Annotated in this window: 18 protein-coding genes; 13 read left to right on the forward strand and 5 right to left on the reverse strand. The window is 64.3% G+C overall.

All coding sequences use genetic code 11. The features are described from left to right. Window positions 1-50 precede the first annotated feature (50 nt). From E2583_RS01585 to E2583_RS01615, 7 genes are all read left to right on the forward strand, one after another. Entirely contained in the window at window positions 51-2,186 is a 2,136-nt protein-coding gene (locus tag E2583_RS01585) for a TonB-dependent receptor (RefSeq protein ID WP_291592548.1), read from the forward strand. A gap of 609 nt (window positions 2,187-2,795) precedes the next feature. After that, entirely contained in the window at window positions 2,796-3,545 is a 750-nt protein-coding gene (locus tag E2583_RS01590) for an energy-coupling factor ABC transporter ATP-binding protein (RefSeq protein ID WP_291592550.1), read from the forward strand. Next, on the forward strand, window positions 3,538-4,131 hold the full coding sequence (locus tag E2583_RS01595; protein WP_291592552.1) for a CbiQ family ECF transporter T component: 594 nt from the start codon (window positions 3,538-3,540) through the stop codon (window positions 4,129-4,131). The genes E2583_RS01590 and E2583_RS01595 overlap by 8 nt, the downstream gene beginning before the upstream one ends. A gap of 10 nt (window positions 4,132-4,141) precedes the next feature. Then, complete coding sequence (locus E2583_RS01600; protein WP_291592553.1) at window positions 4,142-4,735, forward strand: biotin transporter BioY; 594 nt, start codon at window positions 4,142-4,144, stop codon at window positions 4,733-4,735. Further along, a complete protein-coding gene (locus tag E2583_RS01605) occupies window positions 4,732-6,243 on the forward strand; it encodes an AMP-binding protein (protein WP_291592555.1) in 1,512 nt (503 codons plus the stop codon). The genes E2583_RS01600 and E2583_RS01605 overlap by 4 nt, the downstream gene beginning before the upstream one ends. A gap of 5 nt (window positions 6,244-6,248) precedes the next feature. Further along, a complete protein-coding gene (locus E2583_RS01610; protein WP_291592557.1) occupies window positions 6,249-7,487 on the forward strand; it encodes an acetyl-CoA C-acyltransferase in 1,239 nt (412 codons plus the stop codon). Between the two features lie 67 nt (window positions 7,488-7,554). Then, the gene (locus E2583_RS01615) at window positions 7,555-8,211 is read left to right on the forward strand and encodes a nitroreductase (protein WP_291592614.1); all 657 of its coding nucleotides are present in this window, start codon (window positions 7,555-7,557) and stop codon (window positions 8,209-8,211) included. A 243-nt stretch (window positions 8,212-8,454) separates the two neighbouring features. On the opposite strand, the gene E2583_RS01620 is transcribed toward E2583_RS01615, so the two are convergent. From E2583_RS01620 to E2583_RS01635, 4 genes are all read right to left on the reverse strand, one after another. Continuing rightward, entirely contained in the window at window positions 8,455-9,255 is an 801-nt protein-coding gene (locus tag E2583_RS01620; protein WP_291592559.1) for a MetQ/NlpA family ABC transporter substrate-binding protein, read from the reverse strand. A gap of 204 nt (window positions 9,256-9,459) precedes the next feature. Further along, window positions 9,460-9,765 carry a single-stranded DNA-binding protein gene (locus E2583_RS01625; protein WP_230629988.1) on the reverse strand — a complete coding sequence of 102 codons (306 nt, stop codon included), beginning with the start codon at window positions 9,763-9,765 and terminating at the stop codon, window positions 9,460-9,462. A 145-nt stretch (window positions 9,766-9,910) separates the two neighbouring features. Further along, window positions 9,911-10,576, reverse strand: a complete 666-nt coding sequence (locus E2583_RS01630) for a methionine ABC transporter permease (RefSeq protein ID WP_003055731.1) — start codon at window positions 10,574-10,576, stop codon at window positions 9,911-9,913. A gap of 5 nt (window positions 10,577-10,581) precedes the next feature. Beyond that, window positions 10,582-11,628, reverse strand: a complete 1,047-nt coding sequence (locus E2583_RS01635) for a methionine ABC transporter ATP-binding protein (RefSeq protein ID WP_291592567.1) — start codon at window positions 11,626-11,628, stop codon at window positions 10,582-10,584. 326 nt (window positions 11,629-11,954) lie between these two features. On the opposite strand from E2583_RS01635, the gene E2583_RS01640 reads away from it, so the two are divergent. The 4 genes from E2583_RS01640 to E2583_RS01655 all read left to right on the forward strand — a co-directional run bounded on the left by E2583_RS01640 (window position 11,955) and on the right by E2583_RS01655 (window position 17,201). Continuing rightward, entirely contained in the window at window positions 11,955-12,365 is a 411-nt protein-coding gene (locus E2583_RS01640; protein ID WP_291592616.1) for a hypothetical protein, read from the forward strand. A gap of 420 nt (window positions 12,366-12,785) precedes the next feature. Then, complete coding sequence (locus tag E2583_RS01645) at window positions 12,786-14,171, forward strand: DUF1329 domain-containing protein (RefSeq protein WP_291592568.1); 1,386 nt, start codon at window positions 12,786-12,788, stop codon at window positions 14,169-14,171. 127 nt (window positions 14,172-14,298) lie between these two features. Beyond that, on the forward strand, window positions 14,299-15,696 hold the full coding sequence (locus E2583_RS01650) for a DUF1254 domain-containing protein (protein ID WP_291592569.1): 1,398 nt from the start codon (window positions 14,299-14,301) through the stop codon (window positions 15,694-15,696). Window positions 15,697-15,713: 17 nt separating this feature from the next. Then, entirely contained in the window at window positions 15,714-17,201 is a 1,488-nt protein-coding gene (locus tag E2583_RS01655) for an MBL fold metallo-hydrolase (RefSeq protein ID WP_291592571.1), read from the forward strand. On the opposite strand, the gene E2583_RS01660 is transcribed toward E2583_RS01655, so the two are convergent. After that, window positions 17,202-18,107, reverse strand: coding sequence for an MBL fold metallo-hydrolase (locus tag E2583_RS01660; RefSeq protein ID WP_291592573.1), 906 nt, complete (start codon window positions 18,105-18,107; stop codon window positions 17,202-17,204). Between the two features lie 94 nt (window positions 18,108-18,201). Here E2583_RS01660 and E2583_RS01665 point away from each other — a divergent pair, with 94 nt between their 5' ends. Together E2583_RS01665 and E2583_RS01670 are read left to right on the forward strand one after the other, a co-directional pair. Then, entirely contained in the window at window positions 18,202-18,546 is a 345-nt protein-coding gene (locus E2583_RS01665) for a helix-turn-helix transcriptional regulator (RefSeq protein ID WP_291592575.1), read from the forward strand. Next, window positions 18,543-18,986 (forward strand): YeeE/YedE family protein, encoded by a 444-nt coding sequence (locus E2583_RS01670; protein WP_291592577.1) that lies wholly within the window; start codon window positions 18,543-18,545, stop codon window positions 18,984-18,986. Before E2583_RS01665 ends, E2583_RS01670 begins: the two co-directional genes overlap by 4 nt. The last annotated feature ends 1 nt before the right edge of the window (window position 18,987 follow it).

Raw genomic sequence — 18,987 nt, forward strand, 5'->3', positions numbered from 1 at the left:
CAAGTCAACCAGGGCATCGTATGCCCACCCCGTGCTCCAGAGAGATTCACATGCTTTTTTCGCGCCTTTGTCATCTGGCAGGCTGGCCGGTGGCCGCCGCCGGCCTGCTGCTGACAACCCCGTCGGCAATGGCCCAGCAGCCCCCGGCCGAGCCCGCCACCCCGCAGCTGTCCGAAGTCACCGTGCGCAGCACCTTGCAGCCGTCTGCACTGGAGCAGACCCCGGCCTCGGTCACGGTGATCGACGGCGAGCGCATGCGCAGCCGCAATCTGCAGGTCAATCTCTCGGAGTCCCTGAGTGCAGTCCCGGGTCTGCAGCTGCAGAACCGCCAGAACTACGCGCAAGACCTGCAACTGTCGATTCGCGGCTTCGGCGCACGCTCCACATTCGGCGTGCGCGGCATACAGATCTATGTGGACGGCATCCCCTCCACCATGCCCGATGGCCAGGGCCAGACCAACAATATCGATATCGCCTCGCTGGAGCGCGTGGAAGTGCTGCGCGGCCCCTACTCTGCGCTTTATGGCAACGCCTCTGGCGGCGTGATCAACGCCTATACCGAACGCGGCGAGGGGGCGCCCTCGGTGGAAAGCAGCTTTGCACTAGGCAGCGACGGCCAGAAGCGCCTGGGCCTCAAGGCCAAGGGCGAAACCAATGGGATTGGCTATGTGCTCAGCGCCAGCCGTTTTCTGACCGACGGCTACCGGGCCCAGAGCGCAGCGGACAAAAACCTGTTCAACGCCCGTATTGATGTCAAGCCCGACGAATACAGCCAGCTGACCCTGGTCGCCAACCATGTGGATATCGACGCCAGGGACCCCGGCGGCATCACGCCCAAGGACTGGGCCACTGATCCGAAGGCTGTGGCGTCCAATCCATTGCTCTACGACTCGCGCAAAAGCGTGAAGCAGACCCAGGCCGGCCTGACCTATGAGCGCGAGCTGGGCGGCGGCCAGGCGCTGCGCCTCATGGCCTATGCCGGTCAGCGTGAAATGATGCAGTTTCAGTCCACACCCAAAGTCTCGCAGACCGGCTACAGAGGCGGGGTGATCGGGCTCAAGCGCGACTATGGTGGCATCGATGCACGCTGGAGCGGCAAGTACGAGCTGGGCAGCGGCAGCCTGGGCCTGATTGCCGGCCTGTCCGCCAACACCGTCAGGGAAGACCGCCAGGGCTACAAGAACTTTGTGGGCAACCAGCTGGGCGTGGTCGGCGAGCTGGTGCGCGACGAGCGCAACACCCTCACCAGCATCGACCCCTATCTGCAAGCCTCCTGGGCCTTTGCGCCGCGCTGGAAGCTCGATGCCGGCCTGCGCTGGAGCAATGTGCAGTTCCAGTCGCGCGACCATTTCCTGGCCGACAAGGACGATAGCGGCAATGCCGGATTCCATAAGCTGCTACCGGTGGTTTCACTGCAGCACGAGCTCAATCAGGACACCCATGTCTATGCCTCGCTGGGTCGCGGCATGGAAACACCGACCTTCAACGAGATCTCCTACCGCCCTGGCCCCAACCCGCTTCCCGGCCTGAACTTCGGCCTCAAGCCTGCGGTATCGACCAGTGCCGAGCTGGGCATCAAGCAACGCTTCAATGTGGCCGGCCTGCGCGGCGACTGGTCTGCAGCGCTGTTCCAGACCCAGACCGACGATGAAATCGTGGTGGCCAGCAACGACAATGGCCGCGCCTCTTATCAGAACGCCGGCAAGACCCGCCGCCGCGGCATGGAGCTGAGCGGCAGCACCTGGCTGGTGCCCCAGCTGCGCCTGAACGGCGCGCTGACGCTGCTCGACGCCCGCCTGCGCAGCGGCTATTGCGACAGCAAGGGCCAGGACTGCATTCCCGCCGGCAAGCGGATTGCCGGCACTGCCAGGCATCTGGGCTACCTGGGGCTGGAATGGCTTGCCGCCACCGACTGGCGCGTGGGTCTGGACTGGCGTCACGTGGGCCGTATTGCCGCAGACGATCTGAACACCGTTTACGCCCCCAGCTACAACGTGGCCAGCCTGAGCGTGGGCTACACCCGGCGCCTGGGCGCCTGGAAGCTCAGTGCTTTTGCCCGCGTCGACAATCTGACCGACAAGAACTATGTGGGCTCGGTCATCGTCAACGAAGGCAACGGACGCTATTACGAGCCGGCCCCGGGGCGCCAATGGATGGCAGGAACCAGCCTCAGCTACCAGTTCTAGGCAGGTCGTCATCCGCATAGTCTGACAGCAGCAAGCGGGCCTGGTGCCCGCTTTTTTCATGTCCGGACAGATCAAGGACAGAAATATTTGCTGCGTGCAAACTACCTGTTCCGGTCCGAAATTCGCCCATCCCGTGCCGGCTCACCGGCCTGAAGGCCCACGCCTGCGGCAAGCTTGCGCCCGCCAGCCTGCAAGCCGCGTCAAAACAGGGCGATCGACGGCCAATTTCGGAAAACTTCAGACTGTTGCTCCTGCAGATTGGGCGAAGTTGCCCTCTGATGCCAGCAAGAACGGCACACGAAAATTCTTCACCTGTCAACACGCGGCCATCCCGCTTGCAACTACCCCGAAATGCGGGGCCTACGACAACAGACAGCCCATCCTGGTAAGAAAACCATTTCTTATGGGAAATTCACATAAAAAGCGCTCAGATGGCCATCTTTTGAAAGCAAATTCACAGCGCTAGAATCCGCCACCAACGCTGCTCCGCATGTTTGAAGCCGGGGCAGGTTTCAGATTCCCCCGTATGTCAGCTCTTTTCGTTTTTTGCCACCCACATCCTAGCCCGGCGCCTGGCAGCCCTGCCGTTCCAACAGCAGGAGCCGGCGCATGAGCGATGGAGAGCAAAGCCCGCCCCCGCACGGTGCTCAACTGGTCGACATCCGGTTGCAGCGTGGCCAGACACAGGTGTTTGACGGCCTGAACCTGAGCCTGACGCAAAAGCGCATCGGCGTGATCGGCAACAACGGCGCGGGCAAGTCCAGCCTCTTCCGACTGCTGTGCGGGCTGGAGCTGCCTCAAGCCGGACAGGTACTGGTGGATGGCATGCCCTTGCTGCAGGCGCGCCAGAACCGGCCGGGCCTCGTTGGCCTGATGTTCCAGAACCCGGACGATCAGATCATCTTCCCCACCGTGGAGGAAGAGCTGGCGCTCGGGCTGCGTCCCCAGGGCCTGGACAAGCAGCAGGCCAGAGCCCGGGCGCGCGAGCTGCTGGCCGCACGCGGTCTGGCCCACTGGGCCGAGCGAGCCGTCAGCAGCCTGAGCCAGGGCCAGCGCCAGCTCGTATGCTGGCTCTCGCTGCTGATTGCCGCCCCCGAGCTGCTGCTGCTGGACGAGCCCTTTGCCAGCCTGGACCTGCCCGGTCAGGCCCGCCTGGCCCAGGATATCGCCGCCGCACCGCAACAGGTGCTGGTCTCCACCCATGTGCTCGATCATGTGCGCGACTTCGAACGCGTGATCTGGCTGGAGCAGGGCCGGCTGCGCGGCGACGGCCCGGGCCGCGACATCTGCAGCGCCTACGAGACTTCCGTGCGGGAGCAGCTGATGCAGAAAACCTCCCACGGAGACCTGCATGGGTAGCCTCTACAGCGAAGTGGCGACCTGGCTGCATCGCTGGTCGGCCGGCCTCAAGCTCCTGCTGCTGGCCGCTTCGGGCACGGCGCTGTTCCTGATAGCCAGCCCCTGGGCGCTGGCAGGCTGCGGTGCGGCCTGCCTGATGCTCTGGATATCGCTGGGCCGAGCCACCCAGGTGGCAGGCCGCCTGATGCGTTCGGTCATCGTTGCGGCGCTGCTGGTGGCGGGCTTTCATGTGCTGATGGGCAATCCGGTGCTGGCGGCCGTCAGCAGCCTGAGGCTGATCTGCGCCTCCACCCTGGGCATTGCGCTGACCGTGTCCACCCGCCCCAGCGATCTGGTCGAGGTGCTGGAATGGCTGCTGGCCCCGCTGGCCCGCCTGGGCGTCCCCACCGAGCGCGTGGCCATGCAGCTTGCGCTGATGCTGCGCTTTACCGAGCATTTCTTTGTGCAATGGAAAAAGCTGGACGAAGCATACCGGCTGCGCACCGGCAAAAGCGGCGGCCTGCGCCTGATTGCACCGCTGACGATTCATATGCTGCAGGCCACGCGCCGTGTAGCCGATGCCCTCTGGGCAAGACTGGGCTTCTAGGAGACTGTTGATGACCACCACTCCCTCTCATACTGTATCGCGCGGCGGCGCACGCTCCATGGCCCAGGTATCGCTGTTCGCGGCGCTGATGGCCGTGATGGGCCTGATTCCCAAGATCGACCTGCCGTTCGGCGTGCCCATCACCATCCAGTCGCTGGGCGTGATGCTGGCTGGCGTCATGCTCGGTCCCTGGCGTGGCCTGCAGTCGATGGCACTGTTCCTCGCGGCCGTGGCCGTGGGCCTGCCCCTGCTGTCCGGCGGGCGCGGCGGCATCGGCGTCTTCATGGCCCCCTCTGCCGGCTATCTGATCGGCTATATGCTGGCGGCAGGCATTACCGGCGCCATCATGGCCGCCCTGCCGCAAGGCACGCCGCGCCGCACGGCGCTGAGCGCCTTCATCGCCTCGGTGGTCGGAGGCCTGCTGTGCCTGCATGCCTTCGGCGTGCTGGGCCTGATGCTCGTCGCCAAGATGAGCCTGAGCCAGGCCTTTGCCGTGACACTGGCCTTTGTGCCCGGCGACTTCATCAAGTGCATTCTCTGCGCCCTGATTGTTCATACCGTGGCACGCGGTCTGCCTGACTGGCGCTTTGGCGGTCGCCGATGAACGCGCTGTCCGCTGCCGCGCCGCTGCAAGGCTTCTGGCAACTGGTGCATGGCCCGCTCGCCCATTGGGCGCAGCACCGGCCCGATGCCGTGGCCTTTCAGAGCGAGGCCGGCTTCTGGACCTTCGGCCGGCTGCACGCGGAAGTCGAGCAGCGCTCGGCACGCCTGGCTACGCAACACGCACCGCAGATGCTGCTGCTGGATGCCAGCCGCTCCACGCTGGAGCAACTGGTGGACTTTCTGGCCGTAATCCACAGCGGCCGCTGCGCGGCGGTTGCCAACCCGGACTGGCAACCGGCCGTGCGCCAGCGCATTGAAAGCTGGCTGCCCGGACAGCCCTGCGAACCGGAATCTGCCGCACCGACGACCGCCTTCTACACCGGCTTCACCTCGGGCAGCACCGGCCTGCCCAAGGGCTTCAAGCGCCACCATCTGTCGTGGACGGAGAGCTTTCGCGTCGGACTGCAGGATTTCGGCCCCGTCGTCGCCCAGCGCACGCTGGCACCGGGGCGCATCTCGCACTCGCTGTTCCTGTTCGGGGCCATGCAAGGCATCTGGTATGGCTGCGGCGCCGTCATGCAGGAAAAGTTCTCGGCCTCGCGCTGCCTCGCAACCCTGGCGGGCGGCGATACGCCCTGCCTTGTTGCCGTGCCCAGCCAGTTGCTGCTGATGCTGCAATGGGCGGAGCATCGGCAGCTCGCACCGATTCCCGAGGTCGAGCTGATCACCATCAGCGGCGCGCGCTGGATGCGCGCTCACACGCCGGCGCTGCGCGCCCTGTTCCCCAAGGCCCGCATCATCGAGTTCTACGGCGCCTCCGAGGCCAGTTTTGTGGCCTGGATGGATGCCGACGAAGCCAGCGGCCCGCAGGCCGTAGGCAGGCCGTTCAGCAATGTCGAGCTATCCATTCGCCCCACCGGCAATGATGCCGTCGAGAATGCACTGGCCGAGCCTGGCACCAGCCATGCCGGCGACGGTCTGATCTATATCCGCAGCCCCATGCTGTTCATGGACTATGTGGGCGATGCCCATGACGCCACGGCCGTGCTGCGCGACGGCGACTGGCTGTCCGTGCGCGACATGGGCCATATCGACGAACGCGGCATGCTGTGCCTGGCAGGCCGCCAGAGCCGCATGATCGTCACCCAAGGCAAGAACCTGTTTCCCGAGGAAGTGGAGAACCTGCTGGCCAGCCACCCGGCGATCGCCCAGGTCTCGCTGCACGGCCTGCCCGATACGCTGCGCGGTCTGCAGGTGCACGCGGTGCTGCAATGGAGGCCCCAGATCGAGGCGCCGTCGGCCCTGGAGCTGAACCAGTGGCTGCGCGAGCGCACGGAAGCCTTCAAGGTTCCGCGCCAGTGGTGGATCTGCGAGCACTGGCCGCAGACAGCCAGCGGCAAGACCGACCACGGCCAGCTGGCCCAGGCCCTGCGCGCCCGGATGACAGCGCCTGCTGATGCGGGCATATCCCCTGCCCTGCTCCCCGCATTGCAGCCGTGGCAGAGTTGAGGCCCATGCCAAGCAAGACCCCCATCATTGCCTGGGCCCGCAGCCCGGTGGCTCCGATCGGCTCGGCCCTGGCGCGGCTCAGTCCCCATGAACTGGGCCGGCCGCTGCTGCGATCACTGCTGCAGCAAAGCGGCGTGCCGGCCCACGCCGTGGACGCGGTCGTCATCGGCAACGCCCTGGGCGCGGGCGGTAACCCGGCGCGCATGCTGGCACTGGCCGCCGGCCTGTCCGACGGCTGCGCAGCGCATACCATCGATACGCAGTGCTGCTCGGGCCTGGATGCGGTGGCCATGGCCGTGGGTCTGCTGCAATCGGGTCAGGCCGAGGTGGTGATTGCCGGCGGCGTCGAGGCCTGGAGCCGCGCCCCCATTCGCCAGACCCGCCCGCTGGTCCCCGGCGAGCTGCCCCAACGCTACGAGCGCCCGCCCTTTGCCCCCGATCCCGAGCGCGACCCCGACATGCTGCAATCGGCTGCAGACTATGCGCTCGCGCAGCGCTTCAGCCGCCGCCAGCAGGAAGAGTATGCGCTGCTGAGCCACAGCCGAGCCCTGACCGCCAAGGCGCAGCTCTCCCGGGAAATCGTGCCAGTGGCAGGACTCTCGGCCGACGCCTATCCGCGCGCCCTCCAGGCCCAGCGCGCCGCGCGCATGCCGTCGGTGGCTCGGGCCGGTAGCCAGACCGCCAGTCCAGACGATATCGCTGCCCATGCGCTCAGCCCCCTGACCATCTCGGCCAGGGCCGATGGCGCGGCCCTGCTTTTGCTGGCGACTCCCGAGGCGTGCGCACGCTGGAACCTGCAACCCCGCGCACTATGGCTGGCCAGCGCCAGTGCGGGCGGCGCGCCGGAGACACCGCTGCTGGCCGCGATTGCGGCAGCGCAGCTGGCACTGGAACGAGGCAGCCATGTGCTGGGCAGGCCGTACCAGTCGCCGCTGACGGCCCGCGAGCTGTCTGCCATCGAACTGCACGACGCCTTTGCCGTTCAGGGCCTGGCCTTTTGTGCCGCCATGGGTCTTGCGCCCGGGCAGATCAACAGTGCTGGCGGCGGCCTGGCCCGCGGCCACCCGATCGGCGCATCGGGCGCGATTGCGCTGGTGCGCTGCCTGGCCCAGCTCCAGACTCAGGCGTGCTCGACGCCTCACGGCAGCGCACTCGGACTGGCAGCCATTGCCGGGGCCGGCGGCATCGGTGCGGCAACCCTGGTGCAATCGGTGCCGGCGGCCCCCCTGAATTCAATTGGATAGCTACTACCCCATGCCCAGCGAAGTTTCATCGGCAAACGTGCCTGAAATCCCCGACCTCCCGGCAGGCATGGCGCTGATGCTGCAGCGCCGCTCCACACGTGCATTCCTGCCGAACGCCGTACCCGATGCCCTGCTGGAGCAGTTGCTGCTGACGGCGCGCCAGGCCCCCAGCGGAGGCAATCTGCAACCCGGCCAGCTGATCGCCGTGCGCGGCAAGATGCGCGAGCAGCTGACTGCGGCCCTGCTGCAGGACGTTGAAAGCCATGTGCCCGAATGCGAGGACTATGCCTACTTTCCACGCCCCATGCCCATGCAGCTGCGCAAACGCCAGGTGGCTTCGGCCCAGGCGCTTTATGGCGCCCTGGGCGTGGCGCGCGACGACCGCGCGGGGCGCGAAGCACAGTTTGCGCGCAACTATCGCTTCTTCGATGCGCCCTTGGCGCTGGTCGTCACCATCGACGCCCATTACGGTCCCGGTGGCTATATGGATCTGGGCATGATGCTCTACGGCCTGCAGCTGGCTGCCGCCGCCATGGGCCTGGGCAGCTGCGCCATCGGAGCCCTGGCCTCGTACCCGGCCACCGTGCGCCGCGTGCTGGGCCTGCCCGAAAGCAGGCACATCGTCTGCGGCCTGGCCCTTGGCTGGGCCGACGAGGCAGCCCCTGTCAACCAGACGCGCACGAGCCGCGCCCCTATCACAGAGTGGTTTGAAACTCTTGAATAAATGAGCTGCCTGCGCCATCCCGCAATGGAACTCAGATCATTTTTGATGTGAAATCCAATAACAACAAGCGCTAGCAGCTAGTGCATGAAGAGCAGTAAAAAGCGCTGCAGGTGCAGCGCTTCGTTCGATACCCGTCAAACAGACCCCGTCACAGAGACAGCCAGCAAGCGCCGCCGCGCAACGCGACTGCGTCCCCCTTGGGGATGCCCGGCCTGGGAAAGGCGCAAAGCGCCTCAGGGGTTATCAGAATGCCGGGAAGACCGATCCCTTGAATTCCTTGTCGATGAACTGGCGCACCTCGTCGGAGTGGTAGGACTTGATCAGCTGGGCGACCCAGGGCTGATTCTTGTCGGCATCGCGCACCACCATGATGTTCACATAGGGATTCCTGGCCGACTCCAGTGCGATCGCATCCTTCTTGGGATTCAGACCGGCCGAGATCGCGAAATTGGTGTTGACGGTAGAGGCCTCCAGGTCGTCCAGTGAACGCGGCAGCTGGGCCGCATCCAGCTCGACGAACTTGAGCTTCCTGGGGTTGGAGACCACATCCAGGGGGGTGGCCTTCAGGCCGGCACCTTCCTTGAGCTTGATCAGGCCCTGGGTCTGCAACAGCAGCAGCGCACGGCCACCATTGGTGGGATCGTTGGGAAGACCGAACTTGGCACCCGTGGGCAGCTCGGACAGCGCCTTGACCTTCTTGGAGTAGATGCCGATGGGGAAATTCACCGTGTCGGCCACCCAGCTGAGCTTGTAGCCTCGATCCTTGATCTGGGCATCCAGATAGGGACGGTGCTGGTAGCTGTTCGCATCCAGATCCCCGGCAGCCAGTGCCGCATTGGGCTGGACATAGTCGCCGAACTCGATGACCTTGAGGTTCAGGCCGTTCTTGGCGGCGACCTTCTTCACCACTTCCATGATCTGCGCGTGAGGACCGGCGGTCACGCCGATCTTGATGGTCTTGTCCTGGGCCTGGGCGGCAAAGCCCAGCGAGGCCGCAGCAGCCACGGCCAATGTGGTGCGCAAAAGCGAGCGCTTGTTCAACATGCAGATTCCTTGTACGGAAGATTGAGAGTGGCTAAGACTGTAGCGCCACTTTCAGGTGCCCGAGCGCTGTTTCTTAGACAGTTTGCTCAGATGCAAACTACGGATTGCCATGCAAGCCCGGATGCGCTGAATGCAGCGCGCTGAGCGCCCACAAAAAAGCCCGCTCCTTCACGGTAGCGGGCTTGTGTGGCGCGGGGCAGGCCCTCAGAGATCGGACATGGAAGGCGCAGCCAGCACCTGCTGGGCCACCACATCGAGCACGGCGTGGGACTCGTCTTGCCGGTCGATCCAGACCTTGGGCGTGAAGCTGCCGCGCAGGGCAATCGCGTCGCCTTCGGAGAGACTGCGCAGCACGGCGCAGGGCGCATTGTCGAAAGCGACGATATTCACGGGAATCGAGGAGCCATCGCCTGCGTTGGCCCGCATGCGGGCCACCATGTAGGGGCGGCGGTTGCGATCCACGCGACTCTCGGGAACGCCGGTGAGTCGACCGGTAATCAAACCATCCATCATTTGCTGTTGTCTACCCAGAAAAAAACATGGCCACCCTCAATGCCGAGCGGCCTTTCGAAAAAATTTTGAATCTGCATTCTAGAGGGGGGGCCTGGTGCCGGGCTGCCCCCTTGCCTTAAATTTTGGTAAGGTGCCGTCCGGCTCAGCGATGGCTCAGGCGTCGCACGGCCCAGTCGCCCAGGCTCTGAATGGCCTGCACGAAGAAGATCAGAATGATCACCACCACCAGCATCACGTCGGGCAGAAAGCGCTGGTAGCCATAGCGGATGCCGAGATCTCCGAGTCCGCCGCCGCCGATGGCACCGGCCATGGCCGAGTAGCCGGTCAGGCTGACGAAGCTGATCGTCAGGCCCGCGACGATGCCGGGCAGCGCCTCGGGCAGCAGCACCTTCCAGACGATCTGGCCGGTGGTCGCTCCCATGGACTGGGCCGCCTCGATCAGGCCGCCATCGACCTCGCGCAAGGCAGTCTCCACCAGACGCGCGACAAACGGTGCCGCGGCGATCGTCAGCGGCACCACAGCCGCCCAGGTACCGATGGAGGAGCCCGTGATCAGACGCGTCAGCGGAATGATGGCCACCAGCAAGATGATGAAGGGGGTGGAGCGCAGGGCATTGACGATCCAGCCTACGACCTTGTTGGCCGGGCCGTTCTGCAGAATGCCGCCATGGTCGGTCAGGCGCAGGAAGACGCCCAGCGGAATACCGATCAGACCGCCGATCAGGCCGGAGATGCCGACCATGATCAGCGTCTCCCAGAAGGAATCCAGCAGCAGCTGGAGCATCATTTCCGAAAAATTCTCAAACATCGCTCTCAATCCTTGCTGGACACGATCTGCACTTGCACACCGCCGGCACGCAGGTGCTCCACGGCTGCGTCAATCTTGCGGGCCTCGCCGCTGGCATAGACCGCCAGCGATCCGAAAGTCTGCTCCTGGATCTCGTCGATCTGGCCATGCAGGATCGACAGGTCCAGACCCAGCTCGCGAATCAGGTGCGAGAGAATCGGCTGGTAGGCACTCTCGCCCGCATAGGACAGCCGCAGCAGCTGGCCTTGCTGGCCGGGCTGCAGCTGGGCGGCCAGCTGGTTCACCCGCGTCATCACCGACTCGGGCAGCTGCTGAGGCACGATTTCATCGATCAGACTCTTGGTGATCGCCTTCTGGGGGCGGGTGAAGACATCGATCACGGGCCCCAGCTCGGCAATCTCGCCACCGTCGATCACCGCCACGCGGTCGGCGATCTGCTTGATCACCAGCATCTGGTGGGTGATCAGCACCACCGTCACGCCCAGCTCGCGGTTGACCTTGCGCAGCAGATCCAGAATGGAGCGCGTGGTCTCGGGGTCCAGCGCCGAAGTGGCTTCGTCGCTGAGCAGCACCTTGGGATTGCTGGCCAGTGCCCGGGCAATGCCCACGCGCTGTTTCTGGCCGCCGGAAATCTGGGCCGGATAGCGGTCGGCCAGATGGTCCAGGCCCACCAGTTCCAGCAGCGGCGTCACGCGTTGGTAGATCTCGTCCTTGGAGACACCGGCCAGCTCCAGCGGCAGGGCCACGTTGTCATAGACCGTGCGCGAGGACAGCAGATTGAAGTGCTGGAACACCATGCCGATGTCGCGGCGCGCGGCGCGCAGCTCGCCGTCGGACAGCTGCATGAGGTCGCGTCCGTTGACGATGACCTTGCCATCCGTGGGGCGGTTGAGCAGATTCAGGCAACGCACCAGCGAGCTTTTGCCCGCACCGGAGCGACCGATGATGCCGAACACTTCGCCCGAAGCGATTTCCAGATTGATGCCGCGCAAGGCGTGCACCGGGCCCTTGGGGCCTTGGTATGTCAGGGATAAATCCCGAATTTCTATCATGAAAAATATCGCGAATCACGCATGAATAATGCGCTTACCGCTATGAAAAGTGATTGTTCCCATCCCGGCTGCTGCGCTGCCGGGCAGCGGGCAATGCAGGCCTTCGTTCTGGTAGAAGCCGGCAGATCAGGCCAGCCTACTTTTAGTAGTAACCCTCAATAATGCCTGAGTCTAGGCAAACCTGAGAACAACTGGGACAAGTGAATTCACTTATGGCGCCGCCGGGATGCCCCCAACCCGGGCCCTGTGCGGGCGTCCCCCACTGGCGGGACGATCTGGCAGGGCTTAGCATGAATGCATCTGACCCTGGTTTCCTCAGCCGCCTCATGCAGCCGCTCTCCGTCCCGATCCGCGTTGAATGCCCGCCCGGCGCCTGCGACTGCCGGCGCGAGCAGTTGCTGAGCACGCCGGATGCGGATATGCGCATTCTGCAGCTCACGCGCGAGGAAGAGAAAAAGCTGCTGCTGCGCCTGGAGAGCATCAGCAGTCTGGTCGATCTGGAACATATGCAGCAGCGCATCCATGCACTCCTGGGCCTGGAGATCCGCATCACCCCCGGCAGCAACGAGGTACGCACCATGCGCGGCATCCAGATCGATCTCGGCGACATGCCGGGCCTGTGCCGCAAAACCCGCCAGAGCATTCCTGCCGCGATCCGCAAGGGTCTGGAGCGCAAGCCCGAGATTGCCTGGGCCCTGCTGGATGCCCATGACCTGTTCGGCATGCCCGGCAGCTGATTCCAGCACCGGCAAGGCCTGACAGCAAAGCAGGCACTTCGCCACCTGGACCTTCGGACCGCGCTAGTCCTTGCGGCCTAGGTCGCCCGGCCCATGGCGGCCTTTCGCATTCCAAAGCAACACGCCCGATCTCCCTCAAGCGCATTTTCATCTTGGTTTTCCCGAGGTCGGATGCCACAGGTTTTCCCTTGCCCTAGCGATTCAGCAAAGGGCTGGAGTGGCAGTCTGTCTCTGAGGTGACTTCGCTAGGCCTTACGGGCTAGTCCAAACGAGCGATGGTGGGCCGTAGAGCTCGCTTGAACATTGAATTCATCGACCGGCGTCAAGTCAGCGACTAGCTGACCTGGACTAGACCTGGGCCCGATTCGCGGGCAGATCGATAGTGCAAATGCTGCACACATACATCTTTGAGGAATCGTGATGGAAAGCAACCTGAGCTACCGCGCCCTGATCGCATTGGCCGTGACCACCGTCATGGCTGGTGCCGCCGCTGCCAAAGGCAGCCCCGAGGAAATTGAAAAGCTGGGCAAGTCATTGACCTGTATCGGAGCCGAAAAGGCCGGCACCGCCAGCGGCGTGCCCGAATACACGGGCAAATGGCTGGGAACGCCGCCTGGCATTCAGTACACGCCGCATGCGGGCCAGCACCCGGTGGACCCCTATGCCAATGAAAAGCCCCTGTTCTCCATCACGGCCGAGAATGTTGCCAAGTACGCCGCCAATCTGACCGAAGGCCAGAAGGCCATGTTTGCGCGCTACCCCAAGACTTTCAGCATTCCCGTCTATCCGGGCCACCGCGACTTCCGTTATCCGGACTTTGCCTGTGCCTCGGCCAAAGCCAATGCGCAGAACGCCGTGATCAGCGCCGACGGAATGGGCGCCGACAACGCGGTCAAGGGGGCCATACCGTTCCCCTTCCCCAAGACCGGCATGGAGCTGGCCTTCAACAACCTGTTTCCGCTGCGCTCGTTCACCGAACACACACTGCGTGACAACGCCTACGTGATGCAGGATGGCTCCACCGTCTTCGGCCGCGCCGACAACCGCAGCATGAGCTTGCTGAACTCCCCCGAGCAGGCCGGCAAGCCGCTGGAAGGCACCATGGCCCAGGGCATGAATGCGGTCAAGCTGCCCGAGCGCGAAAAAGGCGGGGTCAGCGTCAGCCGTGAGCCGGTCAACTTCGGCAAGGACAAGCGTCTGGGCTGGAGCTATGACCCGGGTACACGCCGGGTGCGCCAGATCCCCGAGTACGGCTTTGACCAGCCCATGGGCGGCGGCGTGGGCGCCAAGATGACGATTGACTCCGACCGTCTCTTCAATGGCTCGCCCGAGCGCTACAACTGGAAGAATCTGGGCAAGAAGGAAATCTACATTCCCGCCAATGCGTACAAGATTCACGCCAATACCGTGAAGTACGCCGATCTGCTCAAGCCCGGCCATGCCAACCCCGACTACATGCGCTATGAACTGCGCCGCGTCTGGGTGCTGGAAGCCACGCTCAAGGAAGGCTATCGCCATCTCTATGGCAAGCGCGTGCTTTTCCTTGACGAAGACACCGGCCACGCCGTGATGAGCGACTTCTACGATGCACGCGGCAATCTGTGGCAGCAAGGCCTCATCAATTACTACTACGCGTTTGATGCCAACGCCTGGCATGCAGGCACGGCTTTCTACCACGACCTGATCGGCGGCGGCTATGTGGCCTACAACCTGTTCCAGGAGCGCCCCAAGGGCCCCGTGCTCAACAAGGGAGACATGAATCCCTCCATGTTCACCCCTGAGGCCACGCGCAACGCCGGCACCTGAGCGCCGGCCTCTTTGATGAACCTCCGGCACACGCCTCATGGCGCACCGCCGCAGACAGGTTCCGGCCGGGCCGGGCTGCAGAGAGCCTCCGGCCCGGCCATCACCACCAGATCACCTTCTCAATCACATGTCAAAGTCGAATCGCACCGGGCTGCATGCCGCGGCAGCTGCTGCATTGAGCCTTTGCCTGGGCGCAGCCCATGCACAGACATCCGTCGCCACCGAGGAACAGGCGCTGGACAGCCTGATCCGCGAGGCCATGCTCTACGCCTACCCTTATCAGGAATTCATGAAAATGCGGCATGAAGCCCTCGAGGTCAAAGACTCGCCCACGGCCACCACACTCAACCATTTCCGCCACTCGCGCCACCTGGCCACGCCCCGGGACCGCTGGGCCAACGGCCCGATTCGGGACACGTTCTACTCCACCGCCTGGCTGGATCTCGAAAAGTCTCCCATGCTGCTGTCCCTGCCCGAAACCCATGGCCGCTATTACGTGGTCGCCATGATCGGCGCAGACCTCAACACCTTCTCCTATGCAGGCCGACGCCTTGGCGGCACCCAGGCACGCACCGTGGCCCTGGTCGGCCCTCGCTGGAGCGGCAAGGTCCCCCAGGTTGACCAGATCGTGCGTGCGCCTACGCGCGATGTCTATCTGAATCTGCGGGTGCTGGTCACCGGCGAAGACGACCTCGAGGCCGCCCATGCTGTGCAGGACGGCTTTCACATCGCGCCATTGCTCCCAACGGCCGAAGACAGCCCGCGTCTCAGGCCCCGAGCGCAGGACTGGGGCCGCTTTGTCGATGTGGCCAACGAGGCACTGGTGCGCAACCCTCCCCCCGGCACGGAGCAAAAGCTGCTTGAGCGCTTTGCCAGCGTCGGCATCTGCGGCAAGCCCTGCCGCTGGGACAAGCTGCCCGATTCCGTGCAGCAACGCTGGCGGACCCTGGCCCCCGAAATCGAGAAGAACGAGCTCAAGAATCGCCTGAATGCCGACCGCAGGACGGCAGACCCTGGACGCAGAAACGGCTGGACACCTTACCGCCTGCCGGATGGCTTTGGTACAGACTACGCCATGCGTGCCCAGTCGGCAGCCATGTCGGGTGGCATTCTTGGGCTGACCGCGGCAGAAGCCACCTATTTCGCTGCCAGTGTGGATACCAACAATCAGGCTCTCGGCAAAGGACAGGCTTACCGCCTGCATCTGCCCCAGGGCCGCTTGCCCGCCGATGCATTCTGGTCTGTCTCTCTGTATGAATTCGTGACCGGAGGCCAGTACATGGTGGACAACCCCATCAACCGCTACGCCATCGGCGACCGCACCAAGGGCCTGAAGTTCAACGCCGACGGCAGCCTCGACATCTGGTTGCAACCCACGGATCCAGGCCCGGAAAAGCGTGCCAACTGGCTGCCCACGCCCGCAAAAAACCTGTTCTATCTGATGGCCCGTGCCTACCAGCCATGGCCCGAGGTGCTGGACCCTTCGTGGACTCCCGAACCGGTTCAACCAATCCACGCCCAATGAATGCAGCGATGGCAAACATGAAAAAAACATTTAGGCTTTCCCGACACACCTTCGTCACGGCCCTCGCACTGTGCCAGCTCGGTGCGGGCACGGCCAACGCCCACGATCAGGATGACCGCGGGGGCTCGGGAGCGAAAAGCCCCGCCGTGCTTGCTGCCCGCGCCCAGGTGTTCAAGGCCAATCCGCAGATGGTCAGGTCCATCATGGAAGGCGGTGGCTTTGGCACCGAGCTGTCGTATGCGGTGGCCAACAGCATGTACAGCCGAACCGACCAGAACGCCATCGCAGAGGCCCGAGCCAGACTCAAGGTAGAGGCCGTGGCTCCGCGTACCTGGCTGCTGCGCTTTCCCATCGTCAATGTGGTGGTCTTCGAGACCGATGAAGGCCTGGTTCTGGTCGATAGCGGCTACGCCCCCGCAGGCCCAGCCTTGGCCGAGACGCTGAAGCAGCTCAGCAACAAGCCGCTGCACACCGTCATCCTGACCCACTTTCATGCCGACCACGCCTTTGGCGCCTGGGCATTGATGGACCAGAAGCCGCGTGTGGTGACCGAGCAGCGCTTCATCGCCCAGATGGAGCTGGACATGCGCAGCAACGGCCTGATCGCGCGCAACAACCAGCAAAGCGTGGCCGACGTGCCGCGCACCTGGGCCGATGCAGTGCGCCCCACAGAGACCTTCCAGGACAAGACCACGCTCACCATAGGCGGCGAAGACTTTGTGCTGACCCATGCACGCGGCGAGACCGAAGACCAGATCTGGGTTGCCGTGCCGGGCCGCAAGATCGTGGCCAGCGCGGATTACTTCCAGGGCTTTCTGCCCAATGCGGGCAATGGCAAACGCCGTCAGCGCTACCCCGAGGAGTGGGCGCAGGCCCTGCGGGACATGGCTGCACTCAACCCCCGATTGCTGCTGCCCGCACACGGCCCCGCCCTCGCCAGTCCGGAGGAAATCCAGGATCGCCTGCCGGCGCAAGCCCAGATGCTGGACAGCATTGCCAGGCAGGTGGTGAGCGGCCTGAACAGCGGCGAGCGCCGTGATCTGGTGATTGACAAGATCGCGCTGCCGCCGGCTCTGGCCGGGCGCAGCGATGCACGCGAGCTCTATGTGTCGGCCAAGGACATCGGCCGCATGGTGGTCAGCGAGTACAGCGGCTGGTGGGACGATATCCCCTCGCACTGGCGCCCGGCGCCGCTGGCCCATGAAGCCAAGGAACTGGTGCAGCTTGCAGGCGGTGCCAGGCCGATGATTCGGCGGGCCACGGCATTGGCCGACCGCAACCCGGAACTGGCCTCGCACCTGGCCGACTGGGCCTGGTACGCGGACAGCGACGACCCCGAGGTGGCACAAGGGGCGCTCGACGTCTATGCCCGACGGGTCGCCAGACCGCTGCCCACACAGGAAGCGCTGGTCTACGCCGAGCACATGGTACGCCTGCAGCTCAGACTCAACGAACTGGCCCGCCGGAGCACTGCGGGCGATGCGCGGCCCGCCCCGGAGAAGTAATCACTGCGACAGGCCCTGCGGCAGCTTTCCGTCACCGGCAAAGGCATTGATCGGCAGCTGAATATAGGTGCGGCCATCATCCTGTGCAGGCGGCAACTTGCCTGCCCGCACGTTGACCTGCACAGAGGGCAGGATCAGCGTGGGCATTTCCAGCGTGGCGTCGCGTGCGTTGCGCATCTGCACGAACTCCGCCTCGCCAATGCCATCGTGCACATGGATGTTGCCGCTGCGCTGGGCCTGCACGGTGGTCTGCCATTGCGGCTTGCGCCCTGCAGGCGGGTAGTCGTGGCAGACAAAGATGCGGGTCTGCTCGGGCAGCGCCAGAATGCGACGGATCGACCGGTAGAGCGTCGCCGCATCGCCGCCGGGAAAATCGGCGCGTGCCGTGCCCACATCGGGCATGAAAAGGGTGTCGCCCACAAACACGGCATCCTCGACACGATAGGCCATATCGGCCGGAGTGTGGCCGGGCACATGCATGGCCAGCAGTTGCAGCTGCCCCAGCGGCAGACGCTCGCCATGCTGCACCAGATGATCGAACTGGCTGCCGTCTGGCATGAAGCTGCGCTCGAAATGATAGATCTTGCGAAACACAGCCTGCACATCGCGGATATGGGCACCGATTGCCACCTTGCCGCCCAGGTGGTGGCGGATATGCTGGGCCGCCGAGAGGTGATCGGCATGCGCATGGGTTTCCAGGATCCACTCCAGCCGCCAGCCTCTGCCACGCACAAAATCGGTCAATGCATCCGCTGAGCGGGTGCTCAGGGTTCCGGATTTCGGCTCGAAATCCAGCACCGGGTCGATCACGGCAGCCTGACCACTGACCGTATCGGCAACGACATAGCTCAGGGTGCCGGTAGCGGCATCAAAAAACGGCTCGATATGCATCAGGCTGGCGGACATGGCAACTCCTTGAATGGTGCAACTGAAATGCTGAGGCTCGGCAATCAGTTTACTTTTTTATATAATATATGAAAATATTTTAATGAAAGAAACCATGTCTCCTTCAACCTTTGACAACGCTCAAGCCGCCCTGGATCTGCAGGCCATGCGTGCCCATGCGGGCGAAGCCGTGGCCATGCTCAAGCTGCTGGGCAACGAAGACCGGCTTCTGCTGCTGTGCCAGCTCGCCCAGCAGGAGCGCACGGTCAGCGAGCTGGAATCGTTGACCGGCGTGTCCCAGCCCACCCTGTCCCAGCAACTGGGCATTCTGCGGCGCGAGGGTCTGGTCAGCACGCGACGCGAAGGCAAGTTCATCTGGTATCAGCTGGCCGACGCCCGGGCCCTGCAGCTGATGCAAGCCCTGTATCAATTGTTCTGCCAACCTGGAGAGGCTGCATGAATATCTTGTGGAGTGATTTCACGCCCTGGGCATCGCTGGCCGGAGGCCTGCTGATCGGCCTGTCGGCCGCCCTGCTCATTGCCTTGCTGGGGCGGGTCGCCGGCATCAGCGGCATCGCGGCAGCGCTGCTGCAGTTGCCGACCTGGTCGAGCGTCCAGCAGTGGGGATGGCGTCTGGCATTCATCCTGGGCATGGTCTCAGCGCCGTTGCTCTGGTCGCTGTTTGCCCCCCTGCCGCCCATGGCGCTTCCGTCCAGCCCGGCGCTCGTCATCGTCGCCGGCCTGCTGGTGGGCTTTGGCACGCGCATGGGCTCGGGCTGCACCAGCGGTCACGGGGTGTGCGGGCTATCGCGCCTGTCACTGCGCTCGCTGGCCGCCACGCTGTGCTTTATCGCCACGGGTGCCATCACCGTGTTCGTGATGCGCCATGTCATCGCTTGAG

This window comes from Comamonas sp. (assembly GCF_009360615.1).
Classification (GTDB): Bacteria; Pseudomonadota; Gammaproteobacteria; order Burkholderiales; family Burkholderiaceae_C; genus Comamonas.

Coding starts and splice junctions, on each gene's coding strand:
- E2583_RS01585 (WP_291592548.1), top strand. CDS start 51: ATGCTTTTTTCGCGCCTTTGTCATCTGGCAGGCTGGCCGGTGGCCGCC.
- E2583_RS01590 (WP_291592550.1), top strand. CDS start 2,796: ATGAGCGATGGAGAGCAAAGCCCGCCCCCGCACGGTGCTCAACTGGTC.
- E2583_RS01595 (WP_291592552.1), top strand. CDS start 3,538: ATGGGTAGCCTCTACAGCGAAGTGGCGACCTGGCTGCATCGCTGGTCG.
- E2583_RS01600 (WP_291592553.1), top strand. CDS start 4,142: ATGACCACCACTCCCTCTCATACTGTATCGCGCGGCGGCGCACGCTCC.
- E2583_RS01605 (WP_291592555.1), top strand. CDS start 4,732: ATGAACGCGCTGTCCGCTGCCGCGCCGCTGCAAGGCTTCTGGCAACTG.
- E2583_RS01610 (WP_291592557.1), top strand. CDS start 6,249: ATGCCAAGCAAGACCCCCATCATTGCCTGGGCCCGCAGCCCGGTGGCT.
- E2583_RS01615 (WP_291592614.1), top strand. CDS start 7,555: ATGGCGCTGATGCTGCAGCGCCGCTCCACACGTGCATTCCTGCCGAAC.
- E2583_RS01620 (WP_291592559.1), bottom strand. CDS start 9,255: ATGTTGAACAAGCGCTCGCTTTTGCGCACCACATTGGCCGTGGCTGCT.
- E2583_RS01625 (WP_230629988.1), bottom strand. CDS start 9,765: ATGGATGGTTTGATTACCGGTCGACTCACCGGCGTTCCCGAGAGTCGC.
- E2583_RS01630 (WP_003055731.1), bottom strand. CDS start 10,576: ATGTTTGAGAATTTTTCGGAAATGATGCTCCAGCTGCTGCTGGATTCC.
- E2583_RS01635 (WP_291592567.1), bottom strand. CDS start 11,628: ATGATAGAAATTCGGGATTTATCCCTGACATACCAAGGCCCCAAGGGC.
- E2583_RS01640 (WP_291592616.1), top strand. CDS start 11,955: ATGCAGCCGCTCTCCGTCCCGATCCGCGTTGAATGCCCGCCCGGCGCC.
- E2583_RS01645 (WP_291592568.1), top strand. CDS start 12,786: ATGGAAAGCAACCTGAGCTACCGCGCCCTGATCGCATTGGCCGTGACC.
- E2583_RS01650 (WP_291592569.1), top strand. CDS start 14,299: ATGTCAAAGTCGAATCGCACCGGGCTGCATGCCGCGGCAGCTGCTGCA.
- E2583_RS01655 (WP_291592571.1), top strand. CDS start 15,714: ATGAAAAAAACATTTAGGCTTTCCCGACACACCTTCGTCACGGCCCTC.
- E2583_RS01660 (WP_291592573.1), bottom strand. CDS start 18,107: ATGTCCGCCAGCCTGATGCATATCGAGCCGTTTTTTGATGCCGCTACC.
- E2583_RS01665 (WP_291592575.1), top strand. CDS start 18,202: ATGTCTCCTTCAACCTTTGACAACGCTCAAGCCGCCCTGGATCTGCAG.
- E2583_RS01670 (WP_291592577.1), top strand. CDS start 18,543: ATGAATATCTTGTGGAGTGATTTCACGCCCTGGGCATCGCTGGCCGGA.